The organism is Anaerobacillus sp. QJM3NY_32 (assembly GCF_056173645.1).
The window spans coordinates 1,604,080-1,621,456 of sequence record NZ_CM149684.1 but is presented as its reverse complement, the minus strand read 5'-3'; the positions used below and the strand labels follow the sequence as shown (position 1 = coordinate 1,621,456).

The following is a 17,377-nucleotide window of genomic DNA, read 5'->3' as shown; positions in this document are numbered from 1 at the left end:
CCTCTTCTCAGTTATGTAAACATACTGTACACTAATATCAAACATGCTAAGGAGGAATGAAATGAACTTTTTTGCTGAGTTTATCATGCTCGCTATTCTACTCATTAGCTTCACAGCATTTATTGCTATCTTCTTAAATGCTTCAGGACGCTTCATTTTTTCTAAAGAAAAAACCTCCTTCCAACACCCTTTAGAGGATAGTCAGAAAAACTGGAGGAAATTAACGAAAGATTCATTCTAAACCAGCGCATTGAGCGTTAGCGGGAAGGGAATCGTATATAGAGAAAAAGGATTGCCTTCAGAGGCAATCCTTTTCTTTACGTATCACGGTGTATAGTCGACATTCTTTGTATAACTATTGCTTGCGTCCCAAAGTAGATATTCATTAATACCATTGTCTTTCAAGGCTTTAATTTGGGCTTCTACTTCCGCCTTTCCGTAATTCAAGTAATTCCCACTACCAAGATAACTTGCAGTGAAATCCTGAATCCATGGACGACTTGTAGGAGCATCATCCAATTTGCCTAATACTTCATTCTCTACTTTTGCATACTCATTTATTAAGTTATACGGTTCCAAATCAGGCTTTGAAATTCCAAAATAGGATCCCCAGTGACTTGGATAAATCATAGATGAAATAACATCAACGTTACTAGAAATTTTAGAGAAATTCTGCCCGATACCAGGCGCTTCAGGAATCGTTGCTGAGTAACCAAAAATATCAACCGATACATCAACATCATACTGCTCAAGCTTCGAATTCGCATATGCTACAAAGTCCGTTACAGCCTGCACACGTTTTTGAACATTATCCATATCCATATCAGCATATTTGCCCATCGAATATTCTAATGTGTCTTCACGTGTTTCAAACCCTTCTGGGAAACGGACGTAATCAAATTGAATTTCTTTGAAGCCCATTTTAGCTGCTTCAATTGCAATTTCAACATTGTAATCCCATACCTCTTCCTTAAATGGGTTAACAAATGCTTCTCCACGTCCATTTTTCCAAACCGAACCACCTTCTTTATATGAAAGCTCTGGTCTTGCTTCTGCAAGCACTGTATCCTTAAATACAACTACTCTCGCAATTGGATAGATCTCGTTTTTCTCCATCTCTTCTAAAACCTTGCGAGGATCTTTCATATAAGGTTTGCCAATCTCATACTCTGCTAATGGAGAATCCTTCTTTGGTTCATATGTAAGATTTCCAAAATCATCTTTAAGATCGATGACCATTGCATTTAAATCTGTAGAGTTCACAAATTCTGTGAGCTTACTGAATCGACTTCCACCTGCTGAATTCCCTGTTACATAAATACCTCGAACTGCATCGGGATATTCGAAATCTAGACCAGAATCATAAACGAATCTTGGTAGTCGATCTGGTAACGTTAGTTCCTTTTTTTCTGTCTCAATCCCTTTAAGATTTGTCGCTGATAATGCTTCATCTGCTTGTACCGATTGCCCGAAAACAGAAAAAAGCAAAACTGACGCGAGCAGGCCTTTCAACCCCACATTAAAAATACGCACAGCTTCTCTCCCCTTTATTAGTTTGCCTCCTCTATTATAAGATGAATATACGCTCTTTGAAAGAACTTCCAGTAAAATTTCTCATGTCTTTTTCGTGAACAATATAAATTGCTTTATTTTTTATCAAATGGTATGATATTTAGAAAAATAAATTTAGATTGGTGAGGAGGCCATAACCATGAGAAACGTAACACTAACTGATATTTATCAACTACCATTTGCACGAAAGTATTTAAAACGCGCTGGATTGGCTCATGCGATTACTGTGGCCAAACACGCTTATCATTTCGCAAGTGAACACGATGTCAATCCTGATCTTGCTGCAAAAGCAGCATTACTTCATGATATTGGTCACTATACATGGTACCGAAATGGAAAATGGGATTATAACTTATATAAACAGAATGACATTCATGCAATCAAAGGGGCTGAACGCGCTCACAAAATGCTGATACGACTTGGTGAAAATCCAGTTTCAGCAAAGGAAATTGCCGTCGCAATCCTATTCCACACGGATTCCTACTTCATGGGAACGGTAAACCGTAACGCCCTTCAAGAAGTAGTTGCAATGGCTGATGAAGCGGACGAAGAACCTGGTGGTAACCACCATTATAAAGTCATCTCTGAAGAAGAAGCGAGAAATGAGCTCGCTGCACTCGATCAATTGATTGAACAAAGCTTGAACAATCAAAATGAGTGGCAGCAAAGTGTTTAAGATCCACTATAGCTCAGGAAAGGGATCTCAATGTGTAAATCCTTTCCATCCCTTTCCCTTATCTCCCCTTCCCACTTCTTTACAAAAGTCATTCCATACTCACTATTAGGAACACTCATAATAATCCTCTGCTTTCTCTGCTTATAAGCCAATTGAACGATAAATTCGTACAAACCCCACCTCTTCTTTTCATTGCCTTTATAAAAAAATTCCACAGCCTCAACGTACTCTTCAAATGTTTCAATCCAAACATATCCTACGGTTTGTTCTTTTTCTTCAAATAAGTATACGATAGAATGAGAAGAAGGTTGTAACTGTAACCTTGCCATATTTTCTGATCTAATCGAATCTAGCGTTTCTTCATCAAATTCGCAATTGTAAGTGTAAAAAATCATATGGATCCTCCTCTATTTTGCTTTGTATGATTTCACAAAAGGTATCTCAGTAAAACGAACAAAGTAACTACAGCTTTTCTGAAAGGAGAGTTTATGAACAAATTAAAACTTAGTTTACTTATTTCTACTTTTATTCTGTGCGGACTTATTTTAGTAGACTATTCGCTTCCAGTTGACTTATCCCTTTATGTAAAAGGATTTCTGAATGTCCCAATTCTACTCTACATAGGTTATCTAGTCATAAAATTTCGTCATAAAAAGCACTAAAAAAGGACCTCATTTCAGTTGAAATGAGGTCCTTACCTTTTAAACTGTTACTTGGTACTTTTGGTACTCTTCTTCAGTACAAGCGATCCAGTGTCCCTCCACAACTTCACGAAGAACTCGTTCTTCTCCATTTTCAGGAAGGTGCTTATCAGGATCATAAACTTTACGTTTTCTAGAACGCTCATATTCCGGATCCGGAAGTGGAATCGCAGAAAGAAGAGACTGCGTATAAGGATGTAGTGGGTTTCGATAAAGCTCTTCACTTTCAGCAAGCTCAACGATTTGGCCACGATACATAACACCAATACGATCACTAATGTATTTCACCATAGAAAGGTCATGCGCAATAAACAAATACGTTAAGCCTTTTTCTCTTTGAAGTTTCTTCATCAAGTTAACAACCTGTGCTTGAATCGAAACGTCTAGAGCAGAAATAGGCTCATCCGCAATAATAAATTCTGGATCAACGGCAAGGGCACGAGCGATCCCGATACGTTGTCTTTGCCCGCCACTAAATTCGTGAGGGTAACGGTTCGCATGCTCTTTGTTCAATCCTACTGTTTCAAGAAGCTCAACTACTTTGTCCATACGAGCTTTCTTAGACGTTGCAAGACCGTGAATATCAATGCCTTCAGCAATAATATCAGAAACGGTCATTCTCGGATTTAAAGAAGCGTATGGATCCTGGAAGATCATCTGCATTTTTTGATTAAATTTCTTAAGTTCTTTCGCAGATTTCTTTCCATGGACATCTTCTCCATTAAATCGAACTTCACCGTCAGTTGCATCGTATAGGCGAATAATGGTACGTCCAGTTGTGGATTTTCCACAACCAGACTCTCCAACTAGACCGAACGTCTCACCTTTATAAATATCAAATGTTAAGCCATCAACAGCTTTTACTGTGCTTTTACCTACTTTAAAATGCTGCTTTAAGTTTTTAATTTCTAGGAGTTTTTCTTGACTAGACATTCTTACCACCATCTTTCGCGCCAATGATCGGCTCACTTGGAGCCATTCCCTGCATACGTTTTTTAATTGCTGCAGGCGGTTCTACTTTAGGTGCTTTCTCGTGCAATAGCCACGTTGCTGCATAATGCGTATCTGAGATCTTAAACAACGGTGGCTCCATTTCTGTATCAATCTTCATTGCGTATGGATTACGCGGAGCAAATGCGTCACCTTTAGGTGGATCAAGTAAATCTGGCGGTGATCCTGGAATAGCAATAAGCTCTTCATCCGTTGAGTCTAGACTTGGCATTGAACCAAGAAGTCCCCATGTGTAAGGATGCTGAGGGTTGTAGAAAATTTCATCTACAGTTCCAGTTTCAACAATTTTACCTGCATACATAACCGCTACACGATCTGCGATATTAGCTACAACCCCAAGGTCGTGAGTAATAAAGATAATCGACGTGCCCATTTTTTCTTGAAGATCATTTAGTAGCTCAAGAATCTGAGCCTGGATTGTAACATCCAGAGCTGTTGTCGGCTCATCTGCAATAAGAACACGAGGGTTACATGCAAGAGCAATGGCAATAACCACACGCTGTCTCATACCACCTGAAAATTGGTGTGGGAATTCATTTACTCTTCCCTCTGCATTCGGAATACCAACAAGTTTCAAAAGCTCAATCGCACGTTCCTTCGCTTCTGATTTATTCATATTTTGGTGCTTCACTAGACCTTCCATGATTTGCTTCCCAATAGTCATGGTCGGGTTAAGTGAAGTCATTGGATCTTGGAAAATCATTGAGATTTCAGATCCACGAATCTTTTGCATTTCCTTTTCGGACAGTTGAGCAAGATCACGATCACCGAACTTGATCTCACCTTCTTTAATACGTCCAGGAGGATTTGGAATCAAGCGCATAACGGCTTTCGATGTTACAGATTTCCCTGATCCAGACTCTCCTACAATTGCTAATGTTTCACCTTTATTTAAATGGAAGTTTACTCCACGAACGGCTTGTACTTCTCCAGCAAACGTATCAAAGGAGACGTGCAAATCATTCACTTCTAGAATCTTTTCCATTCTAATCCCCCCTATTTACGTAGCTTTGGATCAAATGCATCTCGAAGGCCGTCACCAAGAAGGTTAAAGGCAATCATAATCAATGAAATGATAATTGATGGCCATAGCACAAGATGCGGATAAATTTGTAGACTCTTAAATCCATTGTTAATGATGGAACCAAGTGAGGCTTCAGGAGGTCGTAGTCCAAGGCCGATAAAGCTTAGGAATGCCTCGAAGAAAATCGCACTTGGAATTGTAAACATTGTTGTAATAATAATTTGTCCGAGTACGTTTGGAATTAAATGTTTCCCAATTACTCGTCCACTAGTAGCTCCTAAAGTACGAGAAGCGAGAACAAACTCTTGAGTTTTAAGTTTTAAAACCTGTCCTCGAACAATACGCGACATTCCTATCCACCCTGTTACCGAAAGTGCGAGAATAATTGAGAATATTCCAGGCTCAAATATTAAAATAAATAGAATAATTAATATTAGATTTGGAATACCTACTAAAACTTCAATAATACGCTGAAGAATGTTATCAACTCGCCCACCATAATAGGCAGAAATACCACCATATGCGACACCAATTACAAAATCAATAAAGGCTGCTGCTGCAGCGATGAATAGCGAAATTCGCGTCCCCTGCCATACTCGTGTCCACTGATCTCGGCCGAATTCATCCGTACCGAACCAGAAGTATTCGTCTTCATAGCCTTTAGCTTCATACTGATCAGTTCCGCGAATATCGACTCCGTTAACTCCTAGAAAATCAATATTTTCAAGGACTGGAACTTTAGCAGGAAGCTTCGCTCTCGTTAATTCTTGCTGCGAATATGAGTGTTCATTCATTCCAGGTCCGAAAATCGCCAATAAAATAATGGCAATAATGATAACAAGTCCGGTAATAGCCCCTGGATTCTTTTTTAATCTTCTCCACGCATCTTTCCAAAATCCTGTACTTTCACGTGCTATTTGTTCGTTTTCAGAAGAATCAATTTTAGCGGGTTGAAACATGTCGTCTGAGATATCATGTAGCTTTTCTTGTTTCATACTCATTAACTCTTACCTCCCGCTAGACGAATTCGTGGATCAATAATCCCATACATAATGTCTACTATTAAAATCACAACTATAAATAGCAAACTAAAGAAAAGCGTTGTACCCATAATAATTGGGAAATCGTTTGTTAAAATCGAGTTAACAAATTTCTCACCAAGTCCTGGTATGACAAAGATTTGCTCAATTACTAGAGTACCTGTCATTAGACCTACAACCAGTGGTCCCATAATAGTAATGATAGGTATAGAAGCATTACGGATTGTATGTCTAATAACAACCGCTGTGCTACTTAAGCCTTTTGCTTTCGCTGTTGTAATATAGTCCTGACCGAGAACTTCTAGCATTTCTGTTCTCATAAAACGAGCTATTGTTGCGACAACAATCGAAGCAATTGCAATGGTTGGCATGATTGTATAAGCAAAGCCATCCCAGTAAGCTACTGGTAACAACTGCCACTTAACACCCAACCAGTATTGCATAAGGCCAGCGATAACGAAGTTCGGAATTGAAATACCAAGAACTGCGATAACCATCGTTCCATAATCTAAGAACGAATTGTGTCTTAATGCTGCAATAATTCCAAGAAAAAGACCAATGATAGTTCCAACTACTAGTGATTGAAGTCCTAAATAAGCTGAAGGTCCAATACGTTCACCGATAATTGTTGACACTTCACGGCCATCCTGCTGGAAGGAAACACCGAGATCACCTGATAATAAGTTTTTCATATAATTAAAGTACTGTACAGGAACTGGATCGTTTAAACCATATTTATCGTTCAACTGCACAATTTGTGTTTCTGTAAGCTTATCCTGGTTATTAAACGGTGTACCAGGGAGAAGCTTCATTAGAAAAAATGTTAGCGAAGCAATAATTAGGAAGGTAATCAACATTGAAATGATCCTTCCGCCAATATAACGTCCCACTACAACCAACCTCCTCAAAAGATACCTGCTTATATAGTATAAGTCGAAAAATGGAATTTCACTAGAAAAAATTTTCTATCTATTTCACTTCTAGCTATCGTTTCGACATATTTCTTATTACAGGTAAAAAAGAGAGTATATGTCAGGATGACATATACTCTCCTGAAAATCCAAAATTACTTTTCAATCTTAACCCACTTATATGAAGAATCAGCTCCAAATGAGTGTACATAGAAGTTTTTAACGTAATCTTTTTGTAGAATTGCGTTACCTTTTTGGTAAGTTGGGATAATCGCAATATCCTCTTCCATTAGAACTTTCTCAGCGTCTTGCATCATTTTCCAACGCTTCGCTTCATCTGTTTCTTTCTTAGCTCCTGAAACTAGCTCGTCATACTTCTCGCTAGAGTAGCCCATGCGGTTATAAGCGCCGTCAGTTTCAAACATATAAAGGAACGTCATTGGATCTGGATAGTCAGGTCCCCAACCGCCAGTTGAGATATCAAAGTCGCCAGAATCTTCAAGCTCAAGGAACTGCTTCCAAGGCTGTTTGTTGATTGTTAATGTAAGACCATCAAGCTTTGTTTCAAACTGATCTTTTGCATATTCTGCGATTTTAGCAGCAAGCTCGTTATCAGTAGTTAGGAATTCTAGTTCTACAGAATCTGTACCAAGTGCTTTAAGTCCAGCTTCCCAAGCTTCTTTCGCTTCATCTTCTCCTTGGTCAGCATAGAAGCCGTCTGGAGCAAATTCACGGAAGTCATCACCTTCAGGACCTTTTACAAAGTCTTTAGGTACGAAATACTTTGCAGCAATTGATCCGTTATTAAGAAGTACATTTACAAGTCCTTCACGGTCATATGCAAGGTACAATGCTTTACGAATATCTTTGTTAGCTAGTGCTTCATTTTCTTGGTTCATACGCATGAAGTACATTGTTGGATCTACTAGTGTAGAAAATTCTTCATTATCTTTGAATTGATCTACGAAATCTGCAGAAAGACCAGCGCGATCAATCTTACCAGTTTCATAAAGGTTTACAGTAGTAGCTGTATCTTGCACTACTTTAGTCGTAATCTTTTCAAGACTTACAGTGTCAGCATCCCAATATTCAGCGTTCTTTTCGTAAGTCCAGCCTTCACCGTGGTTCCACTCAGCAAATACGAATGGTCCATTGTAAAGCATTGTTTCAGATTCTAGTGCAAATTTTTCACCCTGCTCTTCAGCAAATGCTTTAGGCTGTGGATAGAATGTCGCAAAAGTAAGTAGTGCTTTAAAATAAGGCACTTGGTTTTCAACAGTAATTTCTAGTGTTTTCTCATCTACTGCTTTAGCTCCAAGCTCTTCTACTTTACCGTAAAGTGGATCGCCTTCAGTAATGATTGCATTACCGTTTTTGATTCCAGCAGTACCAAACATAGAAGCGTAAGGAGAAATTGTATCTGGGTTTAGCGCTTTATGCCATGCATAGATGAAGTCATCTGCTACTACATCTGATCCGTCAGACCATTTAGCATCGTCACGAATTGTAAATGTGTAAACAGTTTCACCATCTTTTTCTTCTTCTGTTGGTTCTTCAGCAGCCATACCAAGTGTAGGCTCGTTATTTTCGTCAAGACGATATAGTCCTTCGAAAACCTGGTTCATTGCTTTAAAAGATGTGTTATCAGTAGCTTGTGTAGTATCCATTGAAGGAATTTCAGCTGTTTCTACTAAGTTAAGTACTTGTTCAGCAGAACCGCCTTCTCCGTCGCCTTCTCCACCACTGTTCCCCCCGTTGTTTGAGCCGCCGCCGCAAGCCGACAGGAATACGCTCAATACAAGCACAAGAGATAGGACAAGAGTCCATCTTGATTTCTTCATGCTGTGTGACCTCCCTTAAAATATGTAGCTATAAAAGCTAGTGATCCGCATGACGGAATTCATCAAATTATCTAACTATTCACTCGAGAATAATCTGATTCGTTTCGCCCACAACTCGTATTATACAAGTTTTCTAATTATTTTGCATACGTTATTTTTACACTCATTTACAAAAACCGCGCCACAATTACGTTTGCATAACAAAAAATAGTTCTTTAGTCCTGGTATAAATTCTCTGGTTTCTGGGTAACATTTGATATTTTACAGTGAAATGTATGAAAATCTACTTAGCCCCCCTTACCTAAAAGTATATAGTATACTTTGGTGTATACTGTATTCATATCGCGAAATATTCTGAAATGTAAACGATGTGTTAAACCGTTACACATTTCTACCTCGTTTATATTGTTCTAGACTATTTATTTTTTTATACTTGATAGTAGAAAGAAAATGGGGGCTATTATGAAATCACTTACTTTAAAATCAGGTATCTTAATTGTGCTTGCGATTACCGCGTCAACGATCATCTCATTTACTTCTGACGGAGGCCTTGGCATCCAATCCATATCAGATATTCTCTTTATGATTGCACTTGCTATGGTACTTATTGGTGCTGCTCTTCACGTTGTTCAAACGGGGTTTTTTGACGGGATTGTCTATTCATTTAAGCGGTATTTTAGAAATACGGCTAAGCGACAAATGATTGAGGAGGATACTTCCGAAATCCATTACAGGCTTGATTATGATAACCCAATCACTTATCCACTCTTAATGGCAGGCGGGTTTTGTGTCATACTCACTATTATCATTTCCATCATTCTTGTAAGTAGCTAACTTGTTGCATGCGATGATTTAGTTGCGCTATACTAGTTAAAGAAGAAGGATACAGAATGGCTAAGATGAAGAGTAGTACAAACTGATGTGATTTATAGAGAGCCTATGGTTGGTGGAAATAGGTATCACACTTTTTGGAATGGACTTCTGAGCCCCTTTGCTGAAGACTTTAGTAGGCATTGGCGTGAGCATTCACGTTATCACTAGCGGTATTTAATACCATAAGTGATCCAGACTTACTGGATAAGCAGGGTGGCACCACGGTCCATTCGTCCCTAGCATTAAGGGATGAATGGGCCTTTTTGTATGCTTTTATAGAAATTGAGAGGAGCAACACACAATGAGCGTTATTTTTTCGGGTATTCAACCGAGTGGAACATTAACAATAGGGAACTATCTTGGAGCAATGAAGCATTTTACTGATCTTCAGGATGAGAATGAATGTTATTTCTGCGTTGTAAACCAGCACGCAATTACAGTACCTCAAGAAAAACAGGCTTTAAAACAGAATTCAAGGAGTCTTGCTGCATTATACCTTGCTTCAGGAATTGATCCTGAAAAATCAACACTTTTCATTCAATCTGAAGTACCAGCTCATGCTCAGCTAGCATGGATGTTACAATGCGTTTCTTATATAGGTGAATTAGAGCGCATGACCCAATTTAAGGATAAATCAACTGGAAAAGAAGCTGTAAGCGCAGGTTTACTTACGTATCCCCCACTTATGGCTGCTGATATTCTTCTTTACGGTACAGAGATTGTCCCTGTTGGAGATGACCAGAAACAGCACATTGAGTTAACTCGTAATCTTGCTGAGCGTTTTAACCGTAAATTTAATGACATTTTCGTTATGCCAGATGCGCGCATTCCTAAGGTCGGGGCACGAATCATGTCACTACAAGATCCTTCTAAAAAAATGAGTAAGTCTGACTCCAATCAAAATGCATTTATTTCAATGCTTGATGAGCCATCTACTATTATTAAAAAAGTGAAGCGTGCGGTTACTGATTCAGATGGAGTTGTCCGTTACGACAAAGAAAACAAACCAGCGATCTCTAACCTGCTTACGATTTACTCTCTTTGCTCAGGTAAAAGCGTTGAAGAAATTGAATCTCTATATGAAGGTCGAGGATATGGTGACTTTAAGGCGGAGCTTGGTGAAGTAATCGCTGAGATGTTAAAACCTATTCAAGATCGCTATAATGATCTCGTTTCTTCTTCTGAACTAGATGACATCCTTGATCTTGGGGCGGAGAAAGCGAACCGTAAAGCATCTAAAATGCTTACAAAAGCAGAACGTGCTATGGGGCTTGAAAGAAAAAGAAGATAAAGAAAAAAGGAAGGTTGCACTGGGCAACCTTCCTTTTGCTTTATCCAAATCAATAATAGTCATTAATTGAGAGACGATAGATCTAAGCCTTTTCGTTAATTCACGTGTGTTCCTTTTTCAAGTTCCCATATTTTTTCAAAATACGGCTGCCCTTTGATGATTCGCTCACAGATTTGCTCATGCTTAGCTGACCAACCTGCCTTCACTTCTCTATATAGCCCTTCCCATGCCTCGTCCATTTCCATACTTTGAATTTGCACATACTGTTTCGGCTGACATTCTGTGAACCAATAGCGTATTTCAGCCGAGTTACCACTCGAATACAGTTGGTCTAGTGCCATAAACAAAAGCTGTTTCAACTGTCTTTCTTTTCTAGTAAGTCCCATCATAATGTCTGGTCCTGGAGAAAGAATATGATGTTCTTTCAAAGGTTGATCTGATTCAAACGGATAACTGATAGCTTCAACATCTGCCACCATTTCATAAACTGCTTTTTCTTGTCTAGGTATCACTCGACTTTTGCGAATCGGAATCTTATACCCTAATGTATCAATGACAATAACCCCTCTGCCGTCCGTAGCCAAGAAGCAATACTCTAAAGGTGATCGTTCATTATTTTTACGTATATAGCTCTGTTGAAAAACATCACTAAGTAAACTCTCCGGAAGCTCCGTCAAATCATTTTCAATGTAATGATACAGGAGTGACTCCACCTTAATAACAGGCACCTGATCCAGCAACTCAATAAAATCATCTTTTCGCCATTCATGAAAATTGCAAACATTGTACCCATTCTCTTCACCTTCAAACCAATTCACCCAAACATCTCGCAAATACAACATCTGGCTACCCCTCACTTCGCTACTGTTTGTAAAAACAGTATAGTCAGGACCAAGTCAAATTATTCCATGATAAGTATATTATTAAGAAAAGATTAATAGAACACTGAAAAGCGGAAGCCTCCGTTTAGACCCGGCAGGCACTGGAGCCTTTTCATTTGAACACGGTCTTTGTGTTCGGATGAAAAGGTGAAGTGACCGAGGGTCTGGAGGCTGCAGCTAGACACGAAAAGCGGAGACGAGTGTTTAGAAACGGAGATATTGGAACTCTTGAACTAGAACACGCTTTTTGTGTTCTGGTGAAAGAGTGAAATATCGCAGTTTCTGCGAGTCGCAGCTAGACTGAAAAGCGAAGCGGGCCTGCTTAAATCCGCAGGATGTTGGAGCCCATGAGACTGAGACGCTTTTTGTCTCATTCGATTGGGCGAAACAGCCGGAGGATTTGGCCCGCGCAGCTAGACACATGAAAAGCGAAAGTGGGCGTTTAGGGGCGACAAGCGCTGGAGGCCCATAAAAAGAACACGGTTTTTGTGTTCATTTTATGGGGTGAAGCGATCGAGACCCTGCCCACTGCAGCTAGACACGAAAAGCGGAGACGAGCGTTTAGAAACGGAGATATTGGAGCTCTTGAACTAGAACACGCCCTTTGTGTTCTGGTGAAAGAGTGAAATATCGCAGTTTCTGCGAGTCGTAGCTAGACACGAAAAGCGGAAGTGGGCGGTTAGACACGGCAGGCACTTGACCCTTATCAAAAGAACACGCCCTTCGTGTACGAATTAAAAGGTGAAGTGGCCAAGACCCTGCCCACTCCACCTAAACACAAAAACCCCCCGGGAAATCTCCCAGGGGGGTTACAACCTATCTACTTTACAAATTTCTTAAACACCAATGTCGCATTATGACCACCAAAACCAAGTGAATTGTTCATGACAGCATTCACTTCAGCCTTACGTGCTTTGTTTGGTACATAATCGAGATCACAGTTTGGATCAGCCGTTTCATAATTGATTGTAGGTGGGAGAATTCCTTCTTCTAACACCTTCGCACAGAAAATCCCTTCAACCGCGCCTGCAGCGCCAAGCAAATGACCAGTCATTGACTTTGTTGAACTAACCGCAAGCTTATAAGCATGCTCTCCAAAGACCGACTTAATCCCTGCTGTTTCATACCTATCATTATAATCCGTGCTTGTCCCATGGGCATTGATGTACCCAATGTCAGCAGGAGTAAGGCCAGCATCATCGATTGCCTGTTGCATTGCACGTGCGCCGCCTTCCCCTTCAGGAGCCGGTTGCGTAACGTGATATGCATCACCTGTTGAACCGTACCCTACAATTTCTCCATAAATTTTAGCGCCGCGTTTTTCAGCAGATTCAAGACTTTCAATGACAAGGATACCTGCACCCTCACCAATAACAAACCCATCACGATTCGCATCAAATGGACGACTTGCTGATGCAGGATCTGGATTAGTAGATAAAGCCTTCATTGAGCCAAATCCAGCTACGCTCATGCTTGTGATAGGTGCTTCTGAACCACCAGTAATCATAACATCAGCATCTCCACGCTGAATCACCTTGAAAGAATCACCAATGGAGTTTGTTCCTGAAGCACATGCTGTCACTGTACATGAGTTAATTCCTTTTGCACCAAGCATGATCGAAACCTGGCCAGAAGCCATATCAGGAATCATCATTGGCACGAAGAATGGACTTACACGACGAGCGCCTTTGTCCATAAATGTGCGGAATTGTGATTCATAAGTTTCCATACCACCAATACCAGAACCGATCCAAACACCGACTCTTTCAGCATTCTCATCAGTAATTTTCAATCCAGCATCTTCAACTGCCATTTGAGAAGCTGCAACGGCAAATTGAGTGAAACGGTCCATTTTTCGAACATCTTTACGATCCATGAAATTTTCAGGATCAAATTCTAAAGCTTCACCTGATACTTTTGCTGCAAATTGATCTTTATCTAATCGTGTTAGTGGATTAATCCCAGAAACACCGTTAACTATATTTGTCCACGTTTCATCTACCGAATTTCCGAGTGGAGAAACAGTTCCCAACCCAGTAATAACTACTCTTCTTTTCATTTTACCAGCGCTCCTTTTTCTCTACTACTCATTAACGTCCTAATTTTAGGGCAACTGCTCCCCATGTTAAACCGCCACCAAAGCCAACAAGAATAACCACATCGTCTTCCTTAACGCGGCCTTCCTCCATCGCCTCTGAAAGTGCGATTGGAATCGTGGATGAAGACGTATTACCGTATTTCTTAACAGTTGTCGCCATTTTCTCAATCGGAAGTTCAAGTCTCTGTCTTGACGCTTCCATGATGCGAATATTTGCTTGGTGAGGAATAAGGAAATCCACATCTTCTTTCGTTAAACCAGCTTTATCGATTACGTTAATCGCTGATTGCCCCATTTGTCTAACGGCAAACTTAAATACTTCTCTACCATTCATAGCCATAAAGCCATTCGGCTCTTGATAAAGATGTTTAGCTCCAGCTCCATCTGAACCTAGTTCAAATGAGAGAATACCTCTTCCTTCTGTAACTGGCGCAATTACTGCTGCACCTGCTCCATCTCCAAATAGCACGGCTGTGTTGCGATCTTCCCAGTCAGTAATTTTCGAAAGTTTCTCTACACCAACTACTAGGATGTTTTTATAAGTATCATTATTAATGTACTGACCAGCTGTAATCATGCCATACATAAATCCAGCACAAGCCGCACTTAAATCCATCGCTGCTGCATTCGTTGCACCAAGTTTATCTTGAAGCAAACAGCCTACTGATGGGAATGGATAATCCGGAGTAACTGTGGCAACTAGAATAAGATCCAAGTCTTCCGCTTTTATATTAGCATCTTCAAGGGCCTTTTTTGAAGCTAAATAAGCCATATCAGATGTATTCATATCATCGTCTGCAATTCTTCTTTCTTCTATTCCTGTTCTAGTGCGGATCCATTCGTCAGATGTATCAACCATTTTCTCTAAATCTTGGTTGGTTAATACACGTTCAGGTACATAATGTCCTACACCTACTAAACCAGCGTTCATCATGAATTTCCCCTTTATAGGATATTTTCTAACTTAAAACCAATCTTTAGTAGCTGGTACTAATTTTAATTCATAAGTGTGCGTTTGTCTACCTAACTGCTTCTTGGTGGCACTCACCATTCTTGCGTGACATTCATAAACTAAACATAAGTAAACTTGAACGAAGGGGGATAGATAGATGTATCCGTATAATCAACAACAGCCTTATTTTCACCAACAGCCTGGATATCATCACTATCAGCAACAGCCTTTCACACCTTATCCGTCATATCAGTCATATGACCCCTATCAGTCACAGCATTATCAACAGCCTATTCAGCAACCTATCCAACAGCCACAGCCCTACTATCCACACCCTTACTACCAGCAAGCCTATCATCCATACTATCCTCAGCAAGGATACCAGGGCGGACAGCCATTTATGAATCAATTTAAAAAGCAAAATGGGCAGTATGATTTTCCTAAAATGATGAACACCGTTCAACAAATTACGCCGATGGTGAAGCAAATGGGCTCATTGCTAAATTTATTCGTTAAATAATAGAAAAGACGTGTTTCCACGTCTCTTCTATTCATTTAGAAAGAAACAACATGCTTCCTGCACTTATAAATAGTAAAATTCCGGATATGACCATTAAGCTAAAACTACCAATCAATATTCCTATTAACAAACCACCTAGTGGGACAAACCAGATCCAGAAAGCTTTACGGCCCATAGTACTCTCTCCTTACTCCTGTGCATCCTGCTTCCCGAGCTCATAAGCATCTTCCATAGCCTTAAGAAAGAGCTGAAGCAATGGCTGCATCTTTTCAAGATCTAATTCGATTTCTTGTTCTCCAAGCGACTGCTTCGCTTCAGGTAAATACTTCATTGCAATTTGCATAAACTTCATGTTTTGATCCATTTCATTCACTCCTAATTTACTTTCGCCAGTACGGCTCCCTTCTATTATAACGACAAATACGGTGTATTGAAATGCTCCCAATCTTCTCGCTGTCCAGAAACCATCTTTAATACCATCGCAGCCTGTCCTCTATGGTAAGCTTCATGGTCGATTAAATGGCTTATGATCCATTCAGGAGAGTATCGGTGCACCTCTCCATTAATCGTAACTTCAGGTCCTGGTTTTCGATACTCTACATCAGATAGATGATTGAAATAAGATTTTATCAAGTCGCGCGCCTCTGCAAGGCGAGCTAAAAACCAGGATAGATCTTTATCATCAGGAGCAGAGATCACTTGCTCCTCTTGAAAGTAATATCGCTCTTTTTCATCCTCTGTCACGCTTTCTCCCATAAGGGCATTTTTCACCCACCAAAGCTCAATTTGTGCAATGTGTAGTATATAAGCTCCAACTGTAGGAAAACTTGAATACCCATAGTGAAGTTCCTGAAATTCAATGTCACTTACCATCGAAAGGAGTTTTTCTCTCGTTTCTTTTAAAGCTTGAAGCCCATGAGAGGAATCGTGGACATCATAATTACCAAGCGTCTTTTCGATCATTCATCATCTTCCCTTCTCAATCAGTCAAATAAATCGAAGGATCAATCGCCATCATTTTCTCCGTATGCAATCGTTGCAGATGCAATCCTTCATCAATAGGTGTCAAATTCTTAAACCCAAGCTTATTGGCACATTCTTTGCTAGAAACCCTGCACTTTAAATTACTCTGATAACGCATTTCCTTTGGATCTTCTATACACCATTCGACTCCGGTTTGCCATTCTCCTTCTCTTCCACTTGTTAGATTGAACGATTCTGATTGATCGATTCGACATCCTGCTTGATACAAAGCCCAACACACATCTCTTACATAAACCGCATCATGATGAAATTTCTTCCCCTCATTTTCATACGATGATGGTAGCTTTTTAGTTAGAAAGTAATGTTGATAAACATACTGAGTAGGTTGCCAAGGTCCATAAACAAGCGGTGCTCGAAGTACTTTTACAACACAATCTCGTTGATCAGACTTCAATAAAACTTGTTCATCTTCAGCGTTTAACTTGCCCGACATTGTTGTAGGGTGAAGAGGTGTTTTTTCTGTAATTTGTCCGTAACGTGTTCCGAAAACTTCCGTGCTCGATAAGTAGACGAGTACTTTTCCATTGGATGCTTGTAAGACCTTGCTTGTGTTCTGTAATCCTTCCTCGATCATCTTAGAGCCGCGAACATGTTCAAACCCTGGATGACTAAGATGAAAAATCGTGTCACATTCTTCGGAAATCTGGGTAAGAGAAGCTTCACTTAAAGAGCTGTTGATTTGTTTGTAATTAGCGTTTCGAAGTAACATCATTTCCTTCATTTCATATTCAGCATTTCTTAGGGTATTTAATTTATTATCAATTGCTACTACTTCAATCCCTTTGCCTAGTAGAAATTCTGTTAAATGAAAGCCAATGAATCCCAATGCCCCTGTTATAAATGCTTTCTTCACTAGTTTTCACCTCTGTTTAGATCGAATACTTTTCATCCCATCTGACCATTCTAAGAAGGATATCATTTGTCTAACTTAAGTTACCAAAC

At 39.8% G+C, this 17,377-nt stretch carries 19 protein-coding genes and 1 other annotated feature; of the genes, 5 read left to right on the top strand and 14 right to left on the bottom strand.

Annotated features, from left to right (window positions below; all coding sequences use genetic code 11):
* Positions 1–61: 61 nt before the first annotated feature.
* Complete coding sequence (locus AC0VYH_RS08695; protein ID WP_226612615.1) at positions 62–241, top strand: hypothetical protein; 180 nt, start codon at positions 62–64, stop codon at positions 239–241.
* 83 nt (positions 242–324) lie between these two features.
* On the opposite strand, the gene AC0VYH_RS08690 is transcribed toward AC0VYH_RS08695, so the two are convergent.
* A complete protein-coding gene (locus AC0VYH_RS08690) occupies positions 325–1,533 on the bottom strand; it encodes a putative glycoside hydrolase (protein WP_430242101.1) in 1,209 nt (402 codons plus the stop codon).
* Between the two features lie 178 nt (positions 1,534–1,711).
* On the opposite strand from AC0VYH_RS08690, the gene AC0VYH_RS08685 reads away from it, so the two are divergent.
* Complete coding sequence (locus AC0VYH_RS08685; protein WP_430242103.1) at positions 1,712–2,248, top strand: HD domain-containing protein; 537 nt, start codon at positions 1,712–1,714, stop codon at positions 2,246–2,248.
* On the opposite strand, the gene AC0VYH_RS08680 is transcribed toward AC0VYH_RS08685, so the two are convergent.
* From AC0VYH_RS08680 to AC0VYH_RS08655, 6 genes are all read right to left on the bottom strand, one after another.
* Positions 2,245–2,643, bottom strand: a complete 399-nt coding sequence (locus tag AC0VYH_RS08680) for a hypothetical protein (RefSeq protein ID WP_475368862.1) — start codon at positions 2,641–2,643, stop codon at positions 2,245–2,247. The genes AC0VYH_RS08685 and AC0VYH_RS08680 overlap by 4 nt on opposite strands.
* Before the next feature lie 306 nt (positions 2,644–2,949).
* On the bottom strand, positions 2,950–3,882 hold the full coding sequence (locus AC0VYH_RS08675) for an ABC transporter ATP-binding protein (RefSeq protein WP_226612610.1): 933 nt from the start codon (positions 3,880–3,882) through the stop codon (positions 2,950–2,952).
* Positions 3,875–4,945: an ABC transporter ATP-binding protein gene (locus tag AC0VYH_RS08670; RefSeq protein WP_283152350.1), complete on the bottom strand. Its 1,071-nt coding sequence runs from the start codon at positions 4,943–4,945 to the stop codon at positions 3,875–3,877. The genes AC0VYH_RS08675 and AC0VYH_RS08670 overlap by 8 nt, the downstream gene beginning before the upstream one ends.
* An 11-nt stretch (positions 4,946–4,956) precedes the next feature.
* Positions 4,957–5,979, bottom strand: coding sequence for an oligopeptide ABC transporter permease (gene opp3C / locus AC0VYH_RS08665; protein WP_226613129.1), 1,023 nt, complete (start codon positions 5,977–5,979; stop codon positions 4,957–4,959).
* A gap of 5 nt (positions 5,980–5,984) precedes the next feature.
* A complete protein-coding gene (gene opp3b / locus AC0VYH_RS08660; protein ID WP_430242108.1) occupies positions 5,985–6,914 on the bottom strand; it encodes an oligopeptide ABC transporter permease in 930 nt (309 codons plus the stop codon).
* Between the two features lie 176 nt (positions 6,915–7,090).
* Positions 7,091–8,776 (bottom strand): peptide ABC transporter substrate-binding protein, encoded by a 1,686-nt coding sequence (locus tag AC0VYH_RS08655; RefSeq protein WP_430242110.1) that lies wholly within the window; start codon positions 8,774–8,776, stop codon positions 7,091–7,093.
* 462 nt (positions 8,777–9,238) lie between these two features.
* On the opposite strand from AC0VYH_RS08655, the gene AC0VYH_RS08650 reads away from it, so the two are divergent.
* A complete protein-coding gene (locus tag AC0VYH_RS08650; RefSeq protein ID WP_430242111.1) occupies positions 9,239–9,610 on the top strand; it encodes a DUF3899 domain-containing protein in 372 nt (123 codons plus the stop codon).
* Positions 9,611–9,663: 53 nt separating this feature from the next.
* Positions 9,664–9,890, top strand: a binding site (T-box leader).
* A gap of 60 nt (positions 9,891–9,950) precedes the next feature.
* Positions 9,951–10,940 (top strand): tryptophan--tRNA ligase, encoded by a 990-nt coding sequence (trpS, locus tag AC0VYH_RS08645; RefSeq protein ID WP_430242113.1) that lies wholly within the window; start codon positions 9,951–9,953, stop codon positions 10,938–10,940.
* 95 nt (positions 10,941–11,035) lie between these two features.
* Here the strand turns inward: trpS and AC0VYH_RS08640 are convergent, their stop codons facing one another.
* The 3 genes from AC0VYH_RS08640 to AC0VYH_RS08630 all read right to left on the bottom strand — a co-directional run bounded on the left by AC0VYH_RS08640 (position 11,036) and on the right by AC0VYH_RS08630 (position 14,850).
* Complete coding sequence (locus tag AC0VYH_RS08640; RefSeq protein ID WP_194221188.1) at positions 11,036–11,782, bottom strand: YjbA family protein; 747 nt, start codon at positions 11,780–11,782, stop codon at positions 11,036–11,038.
* An 859-nt stretch (positions 11,783–12,641) separates the two neighbouring features.
* Positions 12,642–13,880 carry a beta-ketoacyl-ACP synthase II gene (gene fabF / locus AC0VYH_RS08635; RefSeq protein WP_226612602.1) on the bottom strand — a complete coding sequence of 413 codons (1,239 nt, stop codon included), beginning with the start codon at positions 13,878–13,880 and terminating at the stop codon, positions 12,642–12,644.
* A gap of 31 nt (positions 13,881–13,911) precedes the next feature.
* Positions 13,912–14,850, bottom strand: coding sequence for a beta-ketoacyl-ACP synthase III (locus AC0VYH_RS08630; protein WP_283152355.1), 939 nt, complete (start codon positions 14,848–14,850; stop codon positions 13,912–13,914).
* Between the two features lie 178 nt (positions 14,851–15,028).
* On the opposite strand from AC0VYH_RS08630, the gene AC0VYH_RS08625 reads away from it, so the two are divergent.
* Complete coding sequence (locus AC0VYH_RS08625; protein ID WP_194221185.1) at positions 15,029–15,391, top strand: YppG family protein; 363 nt, start codon at positions 15,029–15,031, stop codon at positions 15,389–15,391.
* A 31-nt stretch (positions 15,392–15,422) separates the two neighbouring features.
* On the opposite strand, the gene AC0VYH_RS08620 is transcribed toward AC0VYH_RS08625, so the two are convergent.
* The 4 genes from AC0VYH_RS08620 to AC0VYH_RS08605 are packed head-to-tail and all read right to left on the bottom strand — an operon-like array spanning position 15,423 to position 17,288.
* The gene (locus AC0VYH_RS08620) at positions 15,423–15,566 is read right to left on the bottom strand and encodes a hypothetical protein (RefSeq protein ID WP_159782169.1); all 144 of its coding nucleotides are present in this window, start codon (positions 15,564–15,566) and stop codon (positions 15,423–15,425) included.
* 12 nt (positions 15,567–15,578) lie between these two features.
* Positions 15,579–15,755, bottom strand: coding sequence for a ComZ family protein (locus AC0VYH_RS08615; RefSeq protein ID WP_194221184.1), 177 nt, complete (start codon positions 15,753–15,755; stop codon positions 15,579–15,581).
* A 44-nt stretch (positions 15,756–15,799) separates the two neighbouring features.
* Positions 15,800–16,354 (bottom strand): DinB family protein, encoded by a 555-nt coding sequence (locus tag AC0VYH_RS08610; protein ID WP_194221183.1) that lies wholly within the window; start codon positions 16,352–16,354, stop codon positions 15,800–15,802.
* 16 nt (positions 16,355–16,370) lie between these two features.
* On the bottom strand, positions 16,371–17,288 hold the full coding sequence (locus AC0VYH_RS08605) for an NAD-dependent epimerase/dehydratase family protein (RefSeq protein WP_475373654.1): 918 nt from the start codon (positions 17,286–17,288) through the stop codon (positions 16,371–16,373).
* Positions 17,289–17,377 lie beyond the last annotated feature (89 nt).

What these genes read in the sequence shown, in the direction of transcription:
- AC0VYH_RS08695 (WP_226612615.1), top strand. Translation starts at nt 62, where the DNA reads ATGAACTTTTTTGCTGAGTTTATCATGCTCGCTATTCTACTCATTAGC.
- AC0VYH_RS08685 (WP_430242103.1), top strand. Translation starts at nt 1,712, where the DNA reads ATGAGAAACGTAACACTAACTGATATTTATCAACTACCATTTGCACGA.
- AC0VYH_RS08680 (WP_475368862.1), bottom strand. Translation starts at nt 2,643, where the DNA reads ATGATTTTTTACACTTACAATTGCGAATTTGATGAAGAAACGCTAGAT.
- AC0VYH_RS08675 (WP_226612610.1), bottom strand. Translation starts at nt 3,882, where the DNA reads ATGTCTAGTCAAGAAAAACTCCTAGAAATTAAAAACTTAAAGCAGCAT.
- AC0VYH_RS08670 (WP_283152350.1), bottom strand. Translation starts at nt 4,945, where the DNA reads ATGGAAAAGATTCTAGAAGTGAATGATTTGCACGTCTCCTTTGATACG.
- opp3C (WP_226613129.1), bottom strand. Translation starts at nt 5,979, where the DNA reads ATGAAACAAGAAAAGCTACATGATATCTCAGACGACATGTTTCAACCC.
- AC0VYH_RS08655 (WP_430242110.1), bottom strand. Translation starts at nt 8,776, where the DNA reads ATGAAGAAATCAAGATGGACTCTTGTCCTATCTCTTGTGCTTGTATTG.
- AC0VYH_RS08650 (WP_430242111.1), top strand. Translation starts at nt 9,239, where the DNA reads ATGAAATCACTTACTTTAAAATCAGGTATCTTAATTGTGCTTGCGATT.
- trpS (WP_430242113.1), top strand. Translation starts at nt 9,951, where the DNA reads ATGAGCGTTATTTTTTCGGGTATTCAACCGAGTGGAACATTAACAATA.
- AC0VYH_RS08640 (WP_194221188.1), bottom strand. Translation starts at nt 11,782, where the DNA reads ATGTTGTATTTGCGAGATGTTTGGGTGAATTGGTTTGAAGGTGAAGAG.
- fabF (WP_226612602.1), bottom strand. Translation starts at nt 13,880, where the DNA reads ATGAAAAGAAGAGTAGTTATTACTGGGTTGGGAACTGTTTCTCCACTC.
- AC0VYH_RS08630 (WP_283152355.1), bottom strand. Translation starts at nt 14,850, where the DNA reads ATGAACGCTGGTTTAGTAGGTGTAGGACATTATGTACCTGAACGTGTA.
- AC0VYH_RS08625 (WP_194221185.1), top strand. Translation starts at nt 15,029, where the DNA reads ATGTATCCGTATAATCAACAACAGCCTTATTTTCACCAACAGCCTGGA.
- AC0VYH_RS08620 (WP_159782169.1), bottom strand. Translation starts at nt 15,566, where the DNA reads ATGGGCCGTAAAGCTTTCTGGATCTGGTTTGTCCCACTAGGTGGTTTG.
- AC0VYH_RS08615 (WP_194221184.1), bottom strand. Translation starts at nt 15,755, where the DNA reads ATGGATCAAAACATGAAGTTTATGCAAATTGCAATGAAGTATTTACCT.
- AC0VYH_RS08610 (WP_194221183.1), bottom strand. Translation starts at nt 16,354, where the DNA reads ATGATCGAAAAGACGCTTGGTAATTATGATGTCCACGATTCCTCTCAT.